This window comes from Cytobacillus sp. IB215665 (genome assembly GCF_033963835.1).
Taxonomy (GTDB): Bacteria; Bacillota; Bacilli; order Bacillales; family SM2101; genus Nanhaiella.
The window spans coordinates 65,944-87,328 of the sequence record NZ_JAXBME010000014.1 but is presented as its reverse complement, the minus strand read 5'-3'; the positions used below and the strand labels follow the sequence as shown (position 1 = coordinate 87,328).

At 33.5% G+C, this 21,385-nt stretch carries 20 protein-coding genes; 10 read left to right on the top strand and 10 right to left on the bottom strand.

Annotated elements, in window-relative coordinates:
• Window positions 1-233: 233 nt before the first annotated feature.
• The 3 genes from SLH52_RS16330 to SLH52_RS16320 all read right to left on the bottom strand — a co-directional run bounded on the left by SLH52_RS16330 (window position 234) and on the right by SLH52_RS16320 (window position 2,762).
• Window positions 234-983, bottom strand: a complete 750-nt coding sequence (locus SLH52_RS16330; RefSeq protein WP_320210340.1) for a class I SAM-dependent methyltransferase — start codon at window positions 981-983, stop codon at window positions 234-236.
• Between the two features lie 356 nt (window positions 984-1,339).
• Window positions 1,340-2,251 (bottom strand): hypothetical protein, encoded by a 912-nt coding sequence (locus tag SLH52_RS16325; protein WP_320210339.1) that lies wholly within the window; start codon window positions 2,249-2,251, stop codon window positions 1,340-1,342.
• Window positions 2,235-2,762 (bottom strand): RNA polymerase sigma factor, encoded by a 528-nt coding sequence (locus SLH52_RS16320; RefSeq protein ID WP_320210338.1) that lies wholly within the window; start codon window positions 2,760-2,762, stop codon window positions 2,235-2,237. Before SLH52_RS16320 ends, SLH52_RS16325 begins: the two co-directional genes overlap by 17 nt.
• A gap of 519 nt (window positions 2,763-3,281) precedes the next feature.
• Between SLH52_RS16320 and SLH52_RS16315 the strand changes: the two genes are divergently transcribed.
• From SLH52_RS16315 to SLH52_RS16295, 5 genes are all read left to right on the top strand, one after another.
• On the top strand, window positions 3,282-4,307 hold the full coding sequence (locus SLH52_RS16315) for a winged helix-turn-helix domain-containing protein (RefSeq protein ID WP_320210337.1): 1,026 nt from the start codon (window positions 3,282-3,284) through the stop codon (window positions 4,305-4,307).
• Between the two features lie 359 nt (window positions 4,308-4,666).
• Window positions 4,667-5,644, top strand: a complete 978-nt coding sequence (locus SLH52_RS16310) for an ABC transporter ATP-binding protein (protein WP_320210336.1) — start codon at window positions 4,667-4,669, stop codon at window positions 5,642-5,644.
• The gene (locus SLH52_RS16305; protein ID WP_320210335.1) at window positions 5,641-6,432 is read left to right on the top strand and encodes an ABC transporter permease; all 792 of its coding nucleotides are present in this window, start codon (window positions 5,641-5,643) and stop codon (window positions 6,430-6,432) included. Before SLH52_RS16310 ends, SLH52_RS16305 begins: the two co-directional genes overlap by 4 nt.
• Before the next feature lies 1 nt (window position 6,433).
• Window positions 6,434-7,222, top strand: coding sequence for an ABC transporter permease (locus SLH52_RS16300; RefSeq protein ID WP_320210334.1), 789 nt, complete (start codon window positions 6,434-6,436; stop codon window positions 7,220-7,222).
• Between the two features lie 636 nt (window positions 7,223-7,858).
• Complete coding sequence (locus SLH52_RS16295) at window positions 7,859-8,974, top strand: HD domain-containing protein (RefSeq protein ID WP_320210333.1); 1,116 nt, start codon at window positions 7,859-7,861, stop codon at window positions 8,972-8,974.
• A 66-nt stretch (window positions 8,975-9,040) separates the two neighbouring features.
• Here SLH52_RS16295 and SLH52_RS16290 read toward each other — a convergent pair whose 3' ends face one another.
• The 5 genes from SLH52_RS16290 to SLH52_RS16270 form a co-directional block, all read right to left on the bottom strand.
• A complete protein-coding gene (locus tag SLH52_RS16290) occupies window positions 9,041-9,331 on the bottom strand; it encodes a hypothetical protein (RefSeq protein ID WP_320210332.1) in 291 nt (96 codons plus the stop codon).
• A 312-nt stretch (window positions 9,332-9,643) separates the two neighbouring features.
• The gene (locus tag SLH52_RS16285) at window positions 9,644-10,189 is read right to left on the bottom strand and encodes a cytochrome D1 domain-containing protein (RefSeq protein WP_320210331.1); all 546 of its coding nucleotides are present in this window, start codon (window positions 10,187-10,189) and stop codon (window positions 9,644-9,646) included.
• Window positions 10,190-10,671: 482 nt separating this feature from the next.
• Window positions 10,672-12,132, bottom strand: coding sequence for an Msr family ABC-F type ribosomal protection protein (locus tag SLH52_RS16280; protein WP_320210330.1), 1,461 nt, complete (start codon window positions 12,130-12,132; stop codon window positions 10,672-10,674).
• Between the two features lie 205 nt (window positions 12,133-12,337).
• Entirely contained in the window at window positions 12,338-12,556 is a 219-nt protein-coding gene (locus SLH52_RS16275; protein ID WP_320210329.1) for a hypothetical protein, read from the bottom strand.
• Between the two features lie 105 nt (window positions 12,557-12,661).
• Entirely contained in the window at window positions 12,662-13,348 is a 687-nt protein-coding gene (locus SLH52_RS16270; protein ID WP_320210328.1) for an ArsR/SmtB family transcription factor, read from the bottom strand.
• Between the two features lie 505 nt (window positions 13,349-13,853).
• Between SLH52_RS16270 and SLH52_RS16265 the strand changes: the two genes are divergently transcribed.
• Together SLH52_RS16265 and SLH52_RS16260 are read left to right on the top strand one after the other, a co-directional pair.
• Complete coding sequence (locus SLH52_RS16265; RefSeq protein ID WP_320210327.1) at window positions 13,854-14,723, top strand: DMT family transporter; 870 nt, start codon at window positions 13,854-13,856, stop codon at window positions 14,721-14,723.
• 356 nt (window positions 14,724-15,079) lie between these two features.
• Window positions 15,080-15,775, top strand: coding sequence for an AIM24 family protein (locus SLH52_RS16260; RefSeq protein ID WP_320210326.1), 696 nt, complete (start codon window positions 15,080-15,082; stop codon window positions 15,773-15,775).
• Between the two features lie 264 nt (window positions 15,776-16,039).
• On the opposite strand, the gene SLH52_RS16255 is transcribed toward SLH52_RS16260, so the two are convergent.
• Complete coding sequence (locus SLH52_RS16255) at window positions 16,040-17,113, bottom strand: trifunctional transcriptional activator/DNA repair protein Ada/methylated-DNA--[protein]-cysteine S-methyltransferase (RefSeq protein WP_320210325.1); 1,074 nt, start codon at window positions 17,111-17,113, stop codon at window positions 16,040-16,042.
• Between the two features lie 522 nt (window positions 17,114-17,635).
• The gene (locus tag SLH52_RS16250) at window positions 17,636-18,514 is read right to left on the bottom strand and encodes an SDR family oxidoreductase (RefSeq protein WP_320210324.1); all 879 of its coding nucleotides are present in this window, start codon (window positions 18,512-18,514) and stop codon (window positions 17,636-17,638) included.
• A 103-nt stretch (window positions 18,515-18,617) separates the two neighbouring features.
• Between SLH52_RS16250 and SLH52_RS16245 the strand changes: the two genes are divergently transcribed.
• From SLH52_RS16245 to SLH52_RS16235, 3 genes are all read left to right on the top strand, one after another.
• A complete protein-coding gene (locus tag SLH52_RS16245; protein ID WP_320210323.1) occupies window positions 18,618-19,589 on the top strand; it encodes a YafY family protein in 972 nt (323 codons plus the stop codon).
• Between the two features lie 584 nt (window positions 19,590-20,173).
• A complete protein-coding gene (locus SLH52_RS16240) occupies window positions 20,174-20,746 on the top strand; it encodes a hypothetical protein (protein WP_320210322.1) in 573 nt (190 codons plus the stop codon).
• Window positions 20,747-21,075: 329 nt separating this feature from the next.
• Window positions 21,076-21,252 carry a hypothetical protein gene (locus SLH52_RS16235; RefSeq protein WP_320210321.1) on the top strand — a complete coding sequence of 59 codons (177 nt, stop codon included), beginning with the start codon at window positions 21,076-21,078 and terminating at the stop codon, window positions 21,250-21,252.
• Window positions 21,253-21,385: the final 133 nt, after the last annotated feature.

Sequence of the window (21,385 nt, the reverse complement as noted above, 5' to 3'; positions counted from 1 at the left end):
TAATTTGTGAACGACATATTGGGATTTATCATTAAAGAATCAAGTTCGGATACTTGTCAACAAAATGTTCACATGAAAAGCCTCCATATTCGATTAAGGTTTGTACCCTTCCCTGAATATGGAGATTCACTCTTGAACAGCGATCTTTCAATAAGTAGTAAGCTGCTCATAGGTAATAGGCAGCATAATTTATCTCAGAATGAATTTGTGTTTAGTTATAAAATTCTATTCTATCATTTAGTTGCTATTATAAGGAATCGTTTAGAATTCGAACAAATTCCTTTACTAGTATTATTTTGTTTTATAAAGTCCTTCAATATGTCTAAGTCTTGCTTTTCCTCTCCAAATCTAGGAATAATAGGTGTATGCTTTAACAGAAAAATAAGGTCTTCTGGTCTTTCGTAATAAACAAAAGCATTTTCATCGAAGGTTTGGACATTTGAAAAACCTGCTTTGATTAATTCTTGTACATAGCTTTCTTGTAATGTTCCATCCTCTTCTCCAAACGATTGTCCGCGACCAAATGCTGTTTTTAAATTTAGTTTGTCACCCTCACTGACTTGTTGTGTTAAAAAAATTCCGCCTTTCTTTAATACCTTTGAAATTTCCTTTGCATTAAATGGGGCATGACAGCATGAAACGATATCAAAAAACTCTGCAGGAAATTGTAAATTATCCGATGGTAATTGACAAAACCGTACATTTGAAACATTTGATTTCGCAAGATTTGCTTGAGCTGTTTCCATCATTCCACTAGATATATCTACTCCAACCAAGAAATTTGCTGAACGAGCAATTTCCAACACATTTTCTCCGCCACCTGTACCAATATCAAGCAATACATCAGAACGTTTGCACCTTTTCACTACTTCATCATAAAAATGCCATTTTACTCCTTCTGAAGTGGACTTCAATTTACTAAAATCCCAACCATTTACTTTTCCAACTTTGTCATAAAAATCTTTATATTCTAATTCATTCATTTTTATAAATCCACCTTTCAAATATAAAAAACCAAGGCTCATAGACTTACTCAAAAAACAGTCCAGTGCCTTGGCTTTAAAAAGTATTTAATGACTCTCGACACTGTTCAAAGATTTCGTTTTCGACAAAAGGGCAGACTTCACCCTTGATGGCTGGTACGCGTTTTTGCCCAGCCCGAAAACTAATTACTTCGAACAATACGATAAGACATTTCATTCACCCCGTTTGAAAGATTATATTTATTATAATTGAAACAACTATTATTTAAAAGGTATATTTCAATAAATTTTCCAATTGCACAGTATTAAGTCTAGCTATGTTAATTTATTTTCATTAATAACAAGCTTTCCGTTAGCTACTCGTCTTGATCATGATAAACAAACTCATATGCTATTTCTTTACCATCTAAAGTGATTGATAATTCAGTATCAAATCTTCCATCAACAAATGTATAAGTAAGCCCGTTAACAGATCGAAACTGCCAATCTCCTGATCCATTAACAATTTTATCTACGTAGTCAGAATAGATTTTATTCGAAGCATTTGGCCAGTAATAATGTTCTTGCTCACGAGAAATGGAAACCGGCTCTAATCCCGCAGGGTACAACAAGTCATCATAACCGTGTGTGACATAGAGCTGTTCATTATGAACATATGGTTCTTTTCCTTTAAGCTCCAAGGTGGACATTGCTTGAAAAATTTCAGCATATTCAAGCTTTGGGTAATCAAATGTAATGTGAACCCAATTCTCATCGGTAAATGCAACAAAGAAGTGATACCGTAACGCAACATCCATCATCTTAACATGCTCAATATACATAGTCATAGGATAAGGAAAATTCTCAAGCGCTTCTTCCACAAACATTGGTAATGAGTTAACCAACTCTTGTTTCTCCTTTTCAGAAACTTCTGTCACAGTCCCTACTTCAACTGGATCATCTTTCCTATAAAGAAGGATATCGTCACCAGTTTTTTCGGGATAGACATCTGTTAACATCCAGCTGAGCTGATTATACTCGAATGATTCTTCATATGCCGTTCTTGGCTGTGCACTTTCTTGTAGAATTAGCCATAAAAAACTTCCACAAATCAATAGTAGGATTGTGATAGCTATGAAATTTTTCAATAGAAATGGCCGTCTAGGCGTGTGGACAACCTGATGATCTTGAATTGATTTCAAAAGCCTTGTTCGCATCTTATCTTTTTGATTTTTCGTTGGTCCAATTTGTTGGAGCAGCTTCCATTGGTCGTCAAAATGTTTGTTCAATACGGCCGCCTCCCTCTTCGATTCCTTTCATTTTTTTAAGTGATTGCAATGCTCTTGACAATGTTTTACGTACTTTTGCTTCGGACCAGCCAAGACTTTCTGCAATTTCTCTTGTTGAACACTCCTCCACTTTCTTTAAAATAATTACTAGTCGGTAATTTGGTTTTAACTTTTGAATAGACTCCATTAATTGCATGACCGCTTCTTTATTTTCAATATACTGTTCGATATTAATAGGTGAAGGAATTTCTTTAACAACCGAAACAAGCCTTCTTCTCTTTCGTTTGCGAATTTCATCAATTACCAAATGCTTGGAAATGCTGAACAACCATGTTTTTATATTCGAGCGGTTACCAAATTTGTCATATGAAATATACGCACGCACGAATGTGTCATGAACTAGATCTTCACAGCATTGTTTATCACCAAGCATAAAGAAAATAAAGCGGTACACGTCATCATAATATTTTTCGTACCAACCCATTACAAGTTGCTGCTTATCTTCGTTCAATCCCATCATCACCTTCTTTTCCTGTTTATACTTAATAAGTCGTTTGAAAGTTCATTTTGTGACACCTGTAAACAAATTTTTCTAAATAAAGATTATTCAATTTTCACTCATTCCTTCACTTAAACTAATTTTTGGACCATAATCATCTTCTGAAGTTTTATTGTGAATAATGGCATAAAGGTGAAGAACGTAGATTAATAACTATGATACTACGAATATAACAATAAATTCTATTATTGGTATATTATAACTTAATCAACTTACCCTAATTCAATAAAATTAACAATAGTAGATATCACAATCCAGTATGTAACAAGTTAATTTGTATGATCTTTTCATTTGATAATTCTGCTCATGCATTACTCAAATGTTCAACTTTTTTCCTTAGAAAAGCTAGTGATCATCCTTCTACTTTCATGAATCATATCTATCTTTGACTTACTAGAGTTTTATTTGACATTTATAAGATGAATATTTATGTTAAGAGTATATTAACAAATCATACTGTGAGGTCATTAAATGGCATTTGAACAAAATGAAAATAACAATCCAATAGCTGTTGATCATTTTTCTTCACCAGTCGTTGAGTGCGTGGGATTATTAACTAGCTTTATTCAACCAGCACATCACACCACATTCGAAGAAGACCACAATAAATTAAAGAGAGAACTTGGTGAAGACTCGCTTCAATTCGTTAATGAGTGGAAAGAGAATACAACTTGGGACTTAATGCAGTTATTAAATTTTTTACTACCTTGTCCAGTCTATAATGACGTACATTATTTTGTACAACAACTAACCCATCTAAGTAATGAAGACTTTCTATACCACTTTTTTGGCGAATCACTTAGTGAATCACAAATTTACGATGCGTTAAATAATCCTGCAAACACCACACATTTTACTGAATGTATTCCTGAGATGTTTGAGGATAATGAATCCTTTAATAAACAGTTTTTTATGAATATTGAGTTCTACCGTGATGAGATTTGTAAATTAATCGTTGATGTATACAGTACAACTATTTTTACTACAAAGATAACTGAGCATGAAGTACTGTTCACTTCATCTATCAATTCGGTAAAATCAAAGAAAATGAAACCATTGCCATTAGCACAATACATAATGGGGAAACCCTTCAAACGATTAAGTAACTATGAGTCTTTTTTATTTATTCCATCGTTTTACATGACGCCACATAAAATAAGAATTTTTAACGATCATACTTGCTTAATTATTTATGGATGTAGCGATACGACAAGAGATATTATTAATGATAGTAAATTATTAGAAAAACAACTTAAATCACTTTCAGACAGTAATCGGTTAATGATATTAAGATTGTTACAAGGTCGTAAAGAATACGGAGCCAAACTTGCTCAGTATATAGGTGTAACTACTGCCACAATATCACATCATTTAGAAATATTGAAAAAAGCTGGATTTATTATAGAAGAAAAAATTGGTAATATAAAGTACTTTTCATTAAATCAAGAGCATTTTGATTCCTTCATGGATGACTTAAACAAATTTATTAAACGATAAGTCAAGAGTGATTACACTCTTGGCTTTTTTATTTTGACTGTTTTTACATGATGTTTTTCGTATAAAAAATAAAGACGTATACAACTAGTTTTCATGAGGTACTTTCTTCTATAAAACGATAACTGTTCCGTAAAACTGCATTTTTATCTTCTAGTTCAAAGAAATACGAAAATTGTCTTAAATTTGAACAGTAAAATGACATTTTATACAACGAGACCTTTTATGGAGATACACAGGACGAGCGGTCCTAAAGTGCATGATAATTCCATAGCAGAATAAAAACAGTTGCATCTTTATATTAGATGATTATATTATTTATATTAGATGATTATCTAATATAAAGGAGTAGGTATCTAATTATGACTGCAATTATTGAAGTTCAAGATCTTAAGAGGGTTTTTCAAACAGAGGAAGGGTTATTAAAGCGTAAGCGAAACGAAGTTCATGCATTACGAGGGTTATCATTTAATGTAAATGAAGGCGAAGTATTTGGTTTATTAGGACCAAATGGGGCTGGAAAAACGACCACGATAAAAATACTGACTACGTTATTAACACCCAGTTCTGGAGATGTAAAAATTCTTGGTCTCAACCCTGTATCTGAATGCAAAAAACTACGACCGCAAATAAATTTCATTCTTGGTGGTGAAAGAAATCTATATTGGCGATTAAGCGCTTACGACAACCTTGCTTATTTTGCAGATTTATATCACGTACCAAGAATTGACCAAAAGAGAAAAATTATCGAGTTACTTGACTTAGTAGGATTAACTCATGTAGCAAACCGAAGAGTTGAAACCTTTTCAAAAGGGATGAAACAAAGATTACAAATTGCACGTGGATTAATTAATAACCCTAAGGTATTGTTTCTCGATGAACCAACGATTGGCTTAGATCCAGTAAGTGCACAACAGTTAAGAACGATCATTAAACAATTAAATCATGAAGGAACGACTGTTTTACTAACAACACATTACATGATGGAAGCTGATGAGCTATGTAACCGAATCGCATTTGTGAATGAAGGAAATATCGTAGCATTAGATAGTCCAGAAAATTTTAAAAAAGTTAGTGATCAAGTATCAGTTATAGAATGTAAAATCATTGGGTCTACCGCACAAGAAATTCAAACTTTGAAGATGTTACCGAATGTTTTACAGGTAAGCATTGAACAAATGGCGTTAACTTATCATATCCGTATCCAAACTTATAGCCCACAGGAAGTCATCCCAAAGATGTATCAAGTTTTAAGTACTGGAATGATTACTGACTTAAGTATTAATCAGCCTACACTAGAAGATGTTTACATACAAATTGTTGGAGGTAAAGCTTCATGAGTCTACCACCACCTTTCAGAACACTCGTCAAAACGATTAGTATTCATATGAAGCTTTCAATGGTACGACCGATGTTTCAGTTCATCATACTATTTCAACCTTTTATCTTTGCAACACTCGGGATATTAATTTATGGTCATTCAGATGCGGAACAGATTTTTCATTATGTCGTTTTAGGATCTGGATTCATGACATTATGGTCGTCCATTGTATTTTCATCAGCTAGTGATGTAAATCGCGAAAGGATGTATGGCACGTTAGAAATTATTTTTACATCTCCAACATCATTTGCAAATACTCTCATTGGAAAAATAATAGGCAACACAATATGGGGAATTTTATCAATGTTTATCTCATTTGTTTACCTTACAGTATTGTACGATGTACAAATCCAAATTAATTACATATGGTTATTTTTTGGGAGCTTCCTTTTAAACATCATTTCTTTATCAATTTTTGCGTTTTTTCTTGCTATGTCTTTCACACTATCACGGCAAGCAACAATGTTGATGAACTGCATTGAGTATCCAATCTATCTAATTTGTGGTTTTATGTTCCCTATTTCCATATTACCTGCTTGGATACAACCCATTTCGTGGCTTCTTCCACCGACTTGGACTATTGAACTATTTCGTGATGTGACTGGAAATCAATTAATCGTCAATGACATAATGCAAACAATAATTATACTAATCGTTCTTTCCTTCATTTATTTAGCATTAGCTGTCATTTTTTATAGATTAGTAGATAAAAAGGCAAGAATCGCTGGAACGCTAGGAGTGTACTAATATGGAGATGATAAAACGATTTTTTCGTCATGCGACTTTATCCTATAAAGCATTATTTGGTTGGCTAGACCCAAAAGTATATTTATTTGTTATGGTTCTCAGCCCCATTAGTCAACTAATATTCTTTTCTGTATTGGTGAAATATGTTTATGACGGAAAGGGATTAGATGGATTTATCGCTTCGAACTCATTATTATTATGTGTCATGAGTTCAGTGTTCGGTATGATGTCAGTTATTACTTCTGACAGAAGAATGGGTACATTACAAATCGTTATTTCAAGCCCTGCAAACAAAACTAGTTTATTTATAGCAAGATCATTTGCTCATATTATCAACGGCCTTTTTACAGCATTAATAGGTTTAATTGTAGGGATAATTCTTTTCGATGTTACAATACAATTTGAAATGGTTCCGTATTTAATATTTGTTTGGATAGTGTCAATATTTGCAGCATGTGGTTTAGGACTAATTGTCGCCAGTTTTTGTTTATGGACACCGTCTATGCATTTAATATCAAACCTTCTCTTTAGCCTATTGTTATTATTGAGCGGCGCTAACTACCCTCGTGAAGTTATGCCACATTGGATGTATCAGTTATCTAACTTCTTTCCCCTTACTAGAGGTGTAGAGGCAACTAAACTGCTTGTCAATCACAGTGACTCTTCACAAGTATTACATTTAATGGTGGAAGAATTCTTCCTTGGTTGTGTGTTTTTCTTAATTGGTGTCTTATTTATACGATACGCCGAATTTTTAGCACGTGGCAAGGGTACAATGGAATTAGATTGATTATCAATACTACAACTATGGTGTTGAATGCTACACCTGTGTATAACTGGCTCATTAATTGACGATCTTAAACACTATGAGTTCATTCATTCTGCTGTGAACTCATAGTGTAGTTAGTATAATGTAATATCTGATACATTAAGCATCATTCTTAGTACAGAATGAGTCAAGGTAAATAATGGCCTAAATGCGACCTCCGTAATACAATTAATCGAGTACAATGATGTCGACATTACAATGAAAGGAACATTTCTCTAAAATCTTGAACTGGCCTCATGGGTTTGAAACCCTAGAAGCTCACAATGCATCATTATCAAAATCTCAATCTCATGTGTTGTTGATGTTTACTAACAACCCAAAAGCGCGCTACTTCCTCTATTATTTTCCATAGAATTATTTTTCTTTTCAAAAAAACTACTGGAAGCGAGGTTATATGTGATCGTTGCCGTAAATGAAAAAATGCTATGAATCCTACTTTGTAATGATTTAACAATAAATAAGAAAATAGCCTATAATAAGATATACCTACAAATAACATATAACATTTTATGTTAATTTTTTTGTTTATGTTGGTATAATGTTATTGCCCTAGAATTGTAGAAACAAATAGTTACAGTTTAAATCCAGGAGGTAGAAATGATAGTCAATGATCCCATTTATAAGACAATCCAAATTGAAGATGATGACTTGATAGAAATAGTTAAAACTAAAGCATTTCAAAGGTTATCGCTCATTAAACAGCAAGGTAATACATTTTTTCTACATAACGAAGCAATTCATACTAGGTTTGAGCATTCTCTAGGAATTTATGAATTACTGAAGCGAGTTATTTCAAGTCTAAGTGCACGGGGAGACATTTTTCTTACTCACTATGAAAAGAAACTTGCTAAAGTTGCAGCATTATTACATGATATCGGTCATGGTCCCTTTTCACATTGCTTCCAACTCATATCAGGTCATGATCATGGAGAATTAACTCTTCGAATCATTAGCGAAAATACAGAAATCAGAAATATAATAGACCGAACACCAAACTTACTTAACGATGTTTTACATATATTAAGAGGTGGTAGTAAGTATAAAATCATTGAAGAAATTCTATTTGGTTCACTATCACTCGATCAGCTTGATTTTTGGAATAGAGATTTGTATTATTCCCACTTACACATTAATCCTTATGACATTGATATTTTAATTGACTCCCTTCGGTTGAAAGGAAATACTTTAATGATTGATGTCTCCGCAGTTCCTCAAATAGAACGAATGATAAGCATGAAGGAGAGTTTATACAAGTATGGCTTCGGTCATCCTTTTGTTGTTGGTAAGGATCTGCTTATCCAAGAAATTTTTAAAACAGTAGTACGTGAAGACATTCATCTTCAATCACAACCGCTCTCAAACGTGTTGAAATCTGAAATGCTACAAATAGAAGATTTTCTTTCTCTGCACGATAAAATACTTGTAGATGAAGTTATCATATTGAGTAATGTACAGGAACATGAGCAATTGAAGAAGTTAGCAACACTATATTTATCATCAACTGACAGTGTAAAATATGATGAGTCATATATGGATATGTATTCTTCTACTGGGATTGTTATTAAAGAAAACAAAAATTATTGTTCTTATACTGGGGGGATTTATGTTAGTAATGGAGAAGAAATTGTTGATATTTTACAAGTTTCTAAGCATATACAAAATATCACTGAAATACCAGCAAAATATCGTGTCTATTCATTAAATGGTTCTTAATCAATATGCTAATTGTTTTGAATGTTCATAACAATACTTGAACAGCCTCAAATTATCATCTTCATTTTATTTTACTAGAGGAAAAGCAATCATTCCTCCTAGAATGGTAGCTAGTAATAAAGAGAATGTAGACAATATAAATCTTTGTATGGGGCGTATATTAGAGAAACGCTCTGAAACCTCATCATATAAACTTAATGCTGATAAAAAGAAAAAGAAAATTAGCCCTATTTGAAGAAGATCAACTTTTGTAAGAGCTGAGAAAGGTTTTCTCATGTTAATAGAACCAAGGACAAAAAGAAAAAACACAGTAATATAAAATATACATTTGAATTGGAAGTACTTTATGTAGTTCATAATAGTGAATCCTTTTTCTATTTTTCGCTCAAAAGACCCACGCTACAACCAAGGTCGTGAGATCTATTAGTGGATTAGCTTAATTTATATTAAGATGTGGTAGGAGAAAATTCAAGTCAGTTTTAATGGAAATAAGAATTAATTATTCATAAATGGCTAATACCAATGGCTGTTTTCGCATTAAAAAAGTTGTATACGTGTTTATCTTTTATAAACAACAACATATGTGAAAACAGCCTTTAAGGAAGATCAAAATAAATAAAACAATGATGATATATTAAACTTGGGATGACCATGGGGCTGGAATACTATTTAATTGGTTGTACCTGCGTTTATATAGGCTAATTTTCCATCTGGTGTAAAAGAAATAAATAATGGTAATGCACTATCTTCTGGAAGATTCAGAGTAGCAACAACTGTATGAGTCTTTGTATCTATAACTGAGAGAGTACCGGGCTCAGAACTCCTGAAACCCAAAACATAAGCAAGCTTTCCATCTGGTGTAAACTTTACCGAAGTAAGAGGAAGTTCTCCTATAGAAACTGTAGCAATTATTGAATGAGTTTTTACATCAAGAACAGGTACAGTACCTTGATTTGTAGTAACGTAAACTAATTTGCCATCTGGAGAAGTATCAATAGCTTGTGGAAGGGTAGAAGCATCAAATTGAATCGTAGCAATTACTGAATGTGTCTTTGTATCAATAACAGATACTGAACGGCCATTTACATTAATAGTATAAACAAACTTGCCATCTGGAGTTAAAGATTGAGGAGCCCCTGAGAAAGCGGCTGGAGAGCCTACTGGAAGTGTAGTTATAAGAGAATGAGTTTTTGTGTCAACGACAAAAGTAGTCAAGTGAATGCACCTCTTCATTTTATTTGTTATTACATGAATATGAAAAGAGTAAACTGTTTGATTCGAAATTGTACGTTAATCATACAATTATTTAAATTGTAGATTTATCAAGGTGTACAATGAACTTAAGAAATATTTGAACACCTACTTATGAGTGTTTAAGTGAAATTTTTATTACGCCTGTAATTTATTGAATTAAGAGACTATTTGGGATCATTCCCCAAAAAGAAAAGAGGACATTTTACAAGTCCTCTTCTACAAAGGTTCTAAACTTTGTTGCTTTCACTTAAATGTAATTATAAAGTTTTTAATGGTGAAATGAGCACCTATCGTTAAATATATACGTGTTTAGTACTTATTAGGAAAAGCAACAATTAATGCGAAGAACACATTGATCGTCTTTTCCACTCGTGTGATTGTAAATTCTCTCGAAAATGTGAATCCGATAAAGAACGTACGATCTAACCTTCCATATTACTAACTCATAAACACTGTTGTTTCAATTTTTTATCAGAAATGTTTAAACGTAAATCTGCCACATTCTTTATGAACGTTGTATCATGTGATACAAATATGATTGTTCCTTTATAAGCGCAGATAAATCGTTCTAATGCTTCAATAGTCCTGATATCTAAAAAATTGGTAGGTTCGTCTAGCAATAATATGTTATATTCTCCTAAAAATAATAGACAAAGCTGGAGGCGAATCGCTTCTCCACCACTTAACGTCTTCACTTTTTTTAATAAATCTGTATCTATAAATTGCATCGAATGTAGAGCACTTCTTAGTGACCCCTCATCATATTTTGAACGATTTTTCATAAATTGCAATATCGTTTCATCACTTGTAAATTGATAGCTCATTTGTCGGAAGTAGCCAATTCTCGCTTTTGGTGTAATGGTCAAACCGACGGCATGGCTGGCAATGTGCTTTAATAGTGTACTTTTACCACTTCCATTTTCACCAGTTATCGCTATTATTTTCCCTAGAGGGAGTTGAAAACTTACTTCATCTAGCAATCTACGATCTTCCAATTCGAGACTAAATTTATCAGCCATAATTGGAAACTTATTATGCAATTCCAATGCTTTTGATTGGTGGAATACAATTTGCTTTTCCTCTTTCACTGCTTCCACATGCTTTAGCTTATCTTTACGCTGTTCAATTGCTTTTGCCGCACGATGTACTGCTTTTTGGCATGTCCCTTTAGACTTCGATTCAAACATACGGTTTGCTTTAGCCTTCGATTCTTTCCTTGACATACTTCCGGCTTGCGCAACTTTTTCGGCCTTTTTCATTTTTTCTTGCGCTGCTTTTGCTAGACGCTTCTGTTCTTTCATATATTGTGCATGAGCTTGAATTTGCTGTTCACGTTCTAATTGTTTCTGCTCTACATACTCGCTGTAATTACCTGTATATACGTGTACTTCTCCTTCATCGACTTCCCAAATAGTTGTGGTGAGCTGGTCAAGTACGGCACGGTCATGACTAACGATTATCAGTGCCCCATAGTAATATCTCAATTCATCGAGTAAATATGAAATACCTTCTTGGTCCAAATGAGTTGTCGGCTCATCAATTAGTAATGCTTCATAATAATGTGTAAACATTTGTGCTAATTTCAGCTTCGTTTGCTCTCCACCACTTAAGTGGTTAGAATTTTGTGGAACAGCTAACCTTCCAAGTAATGATGGGTCTGCTTCATCAGTTGTAGGTGCTGACATTTGCTCAAAATACCCATGCTCTACGTAGCGATGTACCTTCCCAACTGAAGGTTGAACAATCCCAGAAAGCAACTTGATTAATGTGCTTTTCCCGGCACCATTTTTCCCCACGATTCCAATTCGATCAAATTGATGAACAGCTAATCGTTCTATTTTGAATACCGTTTTATCTAAATAAGTCATTTCAATATTTTTCAATTCAAAACAAATTTGTTCCATTTTGCTACCTCCCGAAATATATAATTTCGTATCGATAGCTATAAAATCGATACGAGCTTTTGTTTCAAGCCCGTATTAATAAAAAAGTAACATCATCTTCAAAATAATTCTCCAATCCAATGTGAAGAAATTAACATTATCTTCTATTTATGTAACAAAAAAAATTGTACCTCATTTATTGGCATGTAGTAAAGTTATTTTTTACTTAATTATCATTAATGGCTTTTTCAACTCTATTTCCAACAAGATCTATAATGACATTCATAATATCAATCTCCTGTACCTCTAGGTTCACTGACAGCTTTATAACCATTCTATTAATGAGTTGACAGTTTTTTGAGTCTACAGAAATGGCAAAGTGGAAGAGTCCAAAATATTCCTCACTCTTATCATTATTGTTTTCTAGAATCAAAGGCATTCGCATGATTTATAATTGACAACCTGCCCTAAATTTAGGCTCTATAGAGAAGAATGAATGAAATGTGAAAACCGTCATATTAAGTACCGTTCAGTACTAGTGACAGCTGCTTTAAACATCAATCATGAATATGTCTTTAAATCCTTTCTTACCTGCAGTAGTGATTGTTATAGCTCTGGAATTGGGTGAGCGTTGAATCCAGTTTAACTCCAAAATTCTTTCTAGCAGAGCATTTCCTAATGCACCAGCAAGGTGATGACGTCTTTCACTCCAGTCTAAACATTTATGTGCAAATGCACGACGCTTATTCTTAACTTCCTGAAGATTAATTTGTAAAGATGCAAAGAATTCTTCTCCTTTGTCTGTCACCTCAAACTCTGTGGTGTTATTACAAAGAATGCCTGATTTAACTAAAGAGTCTGTTAGTTGTATACCTAAGCTTCCTGCAAGATGATCATAACAAGTTCGTGCAAAACGTACTGCTTTATCTTCAGAAGCTTGTTTTAATGACCTAATTTCAGTTCGTGGAGCTATTGAAAGTAGAGATTCCATCACTTGGGCAACTTCTTGATTGCGAATACTATAATACCTGTGTCTCCCATGTTTTTCCATTGTAATTAAGTTGGCATCAACCATTTTAGTTAAATGAAAACTAGCAGTTTGAGGTTTAATTTGTGCCATATACGCTAATTCGCTTGCAGGATGAAATCTACCGTCTAATAAAACTGTCAGTATTGCAGCACGAGAATTTTCGCTCACAAGGCTAGCAACCTTTGCTAAATCAGGTGTTCCACTCATATTAATCTCTCCTCTCATTTATAGTCTACATTTCGATTTGTTTAGAACATATCAATTTAGTTAGTGAAAAAATAACTTTACATCCATATTTCGATTATGATTTTATTATATACATGTTAAGCTACTCATACAGTAAATATTTTTTATCAGCTCTTTTATTTAGGTTTTTTTCGTAAACTTTGTTACTGTTGCTGTCCGTTTAGTACTATAAAAAGCATGATTATATTATTAGTCATCTCTGTACAGAAGAAAAGGTGCCACGACTTTAGTTGTGTACGTGTTTACTTATCAATACGAAAAGCAACAATCTATGCGAAAACAACATATATTTACTTTTTGTTGTTATTTATACGAAGTTCCTACAATAAAAAACGGGCTTTATGCAATTGTTTCTTAGAAGAAAAGATGCTAAGAAACGATAGTTTGATTAGTTTTTTTAGTACAATTACTTCATTCAAAGAGAATGACTTTATCTTTAAATATAATAGTTAATTCGGAGGAACTTATGAATCCAATTGTATACACATTACTAGTAATACTTGCTACTTCACTGATGGGATCTTCATTTGCGATAGGAAAAATGGGCCTGGCATATATATCACCATTTCTTTTAGTTGGGTTACGCTTTACAATTGCTGGATTAATAATGGCTCTTTGGGTTAAGAATAAAAAGCTACATTCACCCAAGGACAGTTGGATTAAGATATTTATTATAGGACTCTTTCAAACTACAGGTGTTATGGGATGTATATTTCTAAGCCTAAGAACGATTACAGCGGGTGAGTCTTCTATTCTAACATTTATTAATCCACTTCTTGTAGTAATCCTCGGTACCATTTTTCTACAAATTAAATACCGATTATATCAATGGGTTGGAGTTTTAATAGGATGTCTGGGAGTAATAGTAACATTTGGGTTTCACTTACAATTACAAACTGGAACACTTTTAGGTCTTGGAGCAGGACTTTCTTGGGCTATAGCAACTATATTAGTTAAAAAATGGGGACCTCATTTTAATATATGGGTACTTACAGCTTATCAAATGCTTTTTGGTGGGTTAGTACTCTTACTATTGAGCATCATACTTGAATCCCCAAAAATGATCATAAATATTGAATCTATATCAATTGTGCTATATTTAGCTATTATGGGTTCTATCGTTCAATTTGCAACCTGGTATTACCTTCTCAATAAAGGTGACCCAGGTAAAACGAGTGCCTTTTTATTTTTAGCTCCTTTTTTTGGAGTACTTTTTGGATGGTTACTGCTTGACGAAATTGTTCAATGGTATGTTTATTTAGGTGGACTACTCATTTTTATTGGGATTTTCTTAGTGAACTGGAACTTCTCAAAAGAAAAAATGAACTCATTTTAGTAACCATAACCAACTATACGGGAGGGAATTGGTACAATCTAAATCATAAAATTCCTCTCTATTTGTTTAATCTTTGACCACGATAGATGGATTCAGGGATTTGACCCATTAATTAATGAATTTGACCGATAAACCCGTGGATTTGACCTATATATTATAAAATCCGACCGAAAAAAACTAAATTAACCGGCACCAAATATGAGTTTATGTACCGATGAAATGAATGACAAAATTCTACATCACATCAATTTGATTTATGCTATCTTAATTACAGAGACATATTACAAAAATATTTTCCTTAATAACGCTTTCGATATCCATCTTGTTTCATAATATTTTTTCAGGAGGGGTTTTATTTGAATCAGCGATATTCTATTCAAGAGTTTGTAGATCAAACGAAGCAAAAGGAAAAAAATCAAGGTGTATTTGAACTAGAAAGTCCCCGGATGTTAGAAGTTAATTTGGATGGAGAAGTTTGGGCAAAAGTTGGTTCCATGACTTCTTACAAGGGTCAAGTTAAATTTGTAAGAGAAAGCATTTTAGAGCATGGCATCGGTAAAATGTTTAAAAAGCAATTTACCGGAGAAGGCGTTAGCTTGATGAAAGCATCAGGAAACGGCACAGTATATTTTTCTGATAGTGGGAAAAAGATATACATTATTAATCTTGATGGGGAAGCTATTTCTATCAATGGAAATGATATTTTGGCATTTGAGTCAACTGTTAAATGGGATATTAAAATGATTCGTAAAATTGCTGGTATGTTAGCAGGTGGACTATTTAATGTTCGTTTAGAAGGACATGGTCTTATTGCCTTTACTAGTCATTATGAGCCTCTTACTTTAGAAGTAACTCCTGATAACCCAGTAATGACAGACCCAAATTCTACTATCGCATGGTCTAGTAATTTAACTCCTGATATTGTTACTGATATTCAATTTAAAAGTTTGTTTGGTCGAGGAAGCGGAGAAAGTTTTCAAATGAAGTTTAGCGGTAGTGGCTTTGTTGTAGTACAACCATATGAAGAAGTGTATCGAGCACCCAATGCGTAAAAAAGAAAGACTCTTTTCGTAAACTTTGTTGCTAATGTTATCAAATTAGTAACATAAAAATGTTTTTATATTGTTTGTCATTATTGTACACAAGAAAAGATGCCACGAACTTTAGTTGTGTACGTGTTTATTGCTTATACGAAAAGCATCAATCAATACGAAAACAGCCTAAGAAATGAAATTTGAAACTATTTTGTACTTACTAAAAGAATGCAAGGGTAAAAATTCCATCCTTGCATTCTAAAAAAGCTTTGATAAAACAGGTTAATTTGGTTTGTTGGACAGTGAGTTATTATACGTTTTTTCGTGGTTTAGCAACCAATTTTTTCTTTCTAAACCCCCACCATATCCACCTAAATCTCCGTTAGATTGGATAACCCTATGACATGGGACGATGATTGCTAATTGATTTGCCCCATTTGCGTTACCAATGGCTCTGACAGATCTTGGGTTATTAATTAAGGTAGCTAGTTCTTTATATGAAGTCGTTTTTCCTAATTCAATTTTCAACAGTTCATTCCAGACAGTTTTTTGAAATTCAGACCCTAGTAAGATGATCGGAGTTTTAAATGTTGTTAGTTTTTTTGTAAAATAGTTTGTGATTTCCTCTTCAATCTGTTTTGATATTTTATTTACTCCTGGAATGATTGAAGCGTTTAACTTATTTCTCAAACGTTCAATTTCTCTTTCCAACCCTCTACGATCAACAAATTCAAGTAAATATAAATAATCATCATCTACTATACTTACCATCGGTCCTAATTTAGTATCTATCCAGTTTGCATATAGCATTTTTACACTTTTAGACCTAGTTGGTGCTTTCCCCATGATTTTGGAAAATGCATCGTGAAAACCACTAGAAGAATCATACCCTACATCTATTTGAGCATTGATAATTTTTTCACCTGTTCTTATCGATTTCATTGCAATCCCCATTCTTCTAGCTCTCGCATATTGTACAAAGGTCATACCATAAATTTTTTTAAATTGTCTTCTAGCGGTAGCTGCATGGAGACCTAACTTTGAGAAATCGGCATCCTTCCACCTTTTTTCTGGATTTTCCTCAACTAGCTGTATCATTTGATGTACAAGCGGAGATATTTCTTTAGGATATGACATTGGATGACACCTCTTACAAGGACGAAATCCTGCTAAAAGTGCTTCTTCAGCTGTTGCATAGAAATTACAATTTTCATATTTAGGCTTTCTAGCCGGACATGTCGCATGACAAAATACACCTGTAGTCTTAATTCCAGCAAAGAAAATACCATCATATGACGAATTTCTTGCTAGCAATGCTTCATAATATTGTTTCTTTAAAGCTTCATCATTAATCATTTCAGATCCCTCATTTTATCAGTGCAATATTATTGTAAGGCTCTTTTCGTAAACTTTGTTGCTATACTTCACTAAATATGAGATGGGAAGTATGTTTTATAAGATTTTTTTAGTCTTTAGCAATCAAAAGATGCCACGAACGATAGCTGTAATCGTGTTTATTTCCTAGTACGATAAAACAACAAAAACAACCTATTGTAATAACAATTTTATTTCTTTCGGATATTTATATAACTTCATTACCTTCGTTACACTATTATTGCTCTACAGTTTGTCATTTTGGATGTATTATCTCTGTACATATATAAAATTATAAATAAGATATAGACATTGTGCATACGAAAAATGAACATCTATTTTTTTAGCATCCGTGTTAAGGAAAGTATAGATAGTATAAAAAAATAGCAGGAAATAGAAGGTGGTATTCACTACCAAGAAGCAAGGGTGCAAATAATATCTCAATCATAGACAAAAAAAAACGCGATTCTATTCAAGAATTGCGTCAACAAGTAACCGATAGATCTATTGATTTTGTTGAACATTTTCATCAAAATATTTGCCCCAATCAGGCTTTCTTCCATCAATATCTTTAAATCCATACTCTCTTGATAATTCCCATGAGCTAAGTGCTTTGCCTGTTTTGTTTTGTACCTTCGGATCACTCGCGAGTGCAGCAATCGCTCTACCGATAAAAAATGGTGTTTCAGAAGCGATGAAGTGTGGATCTTTAGCAGCTCCTTCTTGCCAATTCTCTTCAGTGACACCAAACCAATCTAACATAGCTTCTGAACGTAAATATCCAGGACTCACCGCTACTGCTGTAATATTATGATCCTCTAAATCTTTTGACATCGCTTGTGCTAGGTGAATGGTCGAAATCTTTGCCAAACTGTAATATAAATTTCCTCGATAATCATAGCTTACACCATCTGTTATTTCGATAACTAATCCTTTCTGATTTTTAACCATAAGCGGAACACCATAATGACTAGTAATCATATGAGAATGTACTGCTCTTCTCTGCATAAGAAGCCCATTATCTAAATCATGTTCCCAAAAAGGCGTCTCCCATTGGGTGAGTGGATCCCCTCCCCAAACATCATTAACGAGAATATCAAGCTTGCCATTTTGTTCTTCCTTTATTTTATTAAACAAAGATTTCACATCGTCTTCAACCGTATGATCAACTCTAACTGGTATCCCTATTCCACCTTTACTTTTAACGAGCTCTGCTGTTTCTTCAATCGTTTCTGTCCTTCCCATTGAAGATAAATTACCTCTCGTACTTCTTCCAGTTACATATACGGTTGCTCCTGCTTCCCCAAGCATCATTGCAATTCCACGCCCAGCTCCCCTTGTTCCTCCAGCAACTACGGCTATTTTTCCTGTTAATTGTTTCATGTAATCAACCTCCACTTTTTTGATAAGAATAGTATAATACTTAATGATGTCACCTTATGTCATATAATAATTATTCTGTTATTGTAATTTTTAGGGGGTATTTATGCGAGCAGATAGATTGATTTCCATTTTACTGTTGTTACAAAATAAAGGAAAACTAACAACTAAACAATTATCACAGGAATTAGAAGTATCAGAACGTACGATTCATCGTGATATGGAAGCATTAAGTATATCGGGAATTCCTGTAATTGCTGAACGTGGTAAATCAGGAGGCTGGAAATTACTTGATAAATACAAGACAAATTTAACTGGTTTGAAAACCAATGAAATAATGTCTTTGTTAATTTCTCCATCACTACAACTACTTACTGACCTAGGTTTAGCAAATGATTGGTATGAAGCACGGCAAAAAATTCTTGCCTCTGTTCCTAACTCCTATGAGCAAAATACGAATGATATTTGGAACCGTATCCATGTAGATACTAGTACTTGGCGACAGTCAACTGAAAAAATTGAATCTTTTAAAACTTTACAACAAGCGATTTGGGATGAAAAGAAACTACATATTATATATGAACGTGCAGGCGGACAATGTGTTGAACGGATTGTAAACCCATTAGGCTTAGTCGCTAAAGGTAGTACGTGGTATTTAGTAGCACACTCAGCTGGAAAATTCAGAAACTACCGTGCTTCACGAATACAGTCTGCAACACTAACACAGGAAGGTTTTGACCGACCAAATGACTTTAATTTGGCACATTATTGGAGTTCTTCAACAACAGAATTTATTAAAAGTCTTCCGAGATACGAGGTGAATGTCGAAGTATCACCCCATATCATTCAAAGAATAAAGTTTCCTGGACGTTTTGTACAAATTTTACAGGTAGAATCTCCTTTAGAAAATGGATGGATTCCTGTAAAACTTAGCTTTGATGCAGAACAAGAAGCAAAAGAGTATATTTTAGGCTTCGGAGATCAAATAAAAATTATACATCCTAACAGTTTAAAGAAAAATATATATGATATGGCAAAAGCTGTCGTGAATTTTTATGAGCAGGAGCAGACACTATAAAAACCTTTTAATATTGTAACTATCATTTATCTTACTTGCGATAATATTTTTCAACTATAAATCATTAAGCTTTATTGTGGTGAGTACATTCATATTTTCACTTCAAGCATAAGCGCACACATTACTGTGACGGTTAGTCTAGATCCCTCTATCGGAATATGGAGCGACTGCAATCATAACTGAAAACGGTACAGAAACTCCTATTAACATTCCTGTTCCTAATGTACCACTCATATTCAATGATAAAAATAAAGGATTTCTGAGTGAAGAAGCAATTAAAATTGTCGCTGAGTGTAATGGGGATGCTGGAAGTGACTGTTTAGGTCAACTTAACTGTATCCTCTTGTTACTTATAATCCATGTTCTCTCATAATTCTTCCGCAAAAACTGCTCTATTAGCTACAAACAATTTATGCTCTCACCAGTATTGAAGTAAATATTCTCCACTATCAGGCTCTTTCCACATTGACAAATGTACAACTTCTTACTTTTGAAAAATTCCACTCCTTCTTAAGGATAGCAACCTATACAATTGTTATTATTTAACCATTGTATATTAATAAATACCTTTAGAAGGTGAACTCATGTCAAAAACACCACCTATATACCGTTGTAGAATTGCGCCAAAATCAAATTGCGTTTTTACCACAAAAAAATTTCGAAATTCCACTCCTATACAAATTCCAGAAGAAGGAACAGCTACTCCTTATCCATCAAATATATGCGTCTCTGGATTTACAGACAAAATTGTGAAAGTAGTTGTATCTATTAATAACTTAAGTCACACCTTTGTCGGTGACCTTATCATATTATTAGTTGCTCCTGACGGTAGAAATGCCACAATTATGGCTGGAGCAGGATTTGGTAAAGTAGACGATATAACCCTTACTTTTGATGATATGGGGCCAAGCATCATTCCACTCTTTTTGCCACTTACCACTGGTACATTTCAACCAGCAAATTATTTAGGTGAACTAGTACAATTACCACCACCGGCGCCTACTAATCAATCTTTCGGTTCAATGTTAAGTGCGTTTAATTTTTCAAACCCTAACGGCATTTGGAGTCTTTTCGTTTTTGATGCATTCCCTGATGATTCAGGTAATATTGCAGGAGGCTGGGATTTAACGATTACTACTAGTAATTGTACACCTTGATACAGCTTCAATAGAAAAATCATTTATGTCTCCCTGTGTATATAGCAATTCAAAAAAGCTACAAAATGGTGCAGATCATTGTTGAAAGCTATATAACTACCTAAATTGAATGTAATCAGCTAGTTGTATTTTTGAGTGATATCGCATTGAATTAATAAAGGGTGTTACTGTTATACTTGATTTACTTACCGTTAAAGGACCATCTACCTCGTATATATTTTGAGATGTTTATCATCGACTGTAGGTGAAATCTGTTTGCTTATTTTGAATATTACATCGCCTCCTTTCGTTTAGTGTATAATTTTTAGAATCATAAGGGGATTATTAATGTGATTTTGCTATTAACGATAATTGCAGCTACTATGTTAAGCTCTATTTTATTCGTTATAACTGATCCATTTGCAATGATTATCGTTCCGGGTATCGTTCTTGCTTGTTTATTTAGAGGTCTGTACTTACTTAACGATCTAAACAAGAGACTTTTAAAAATAGCACCTAACGGATAGAGTAAAAGAAGAATATGAGAGATATTTAGAAGAAAGGGAAAAGGAAAATAATGAACAAGGTGGAATTTCCAATGAAAATTAATAAACTACAACTTTTTCTTTAGCACAGTTCCTTTCTCAATTAATATAATTT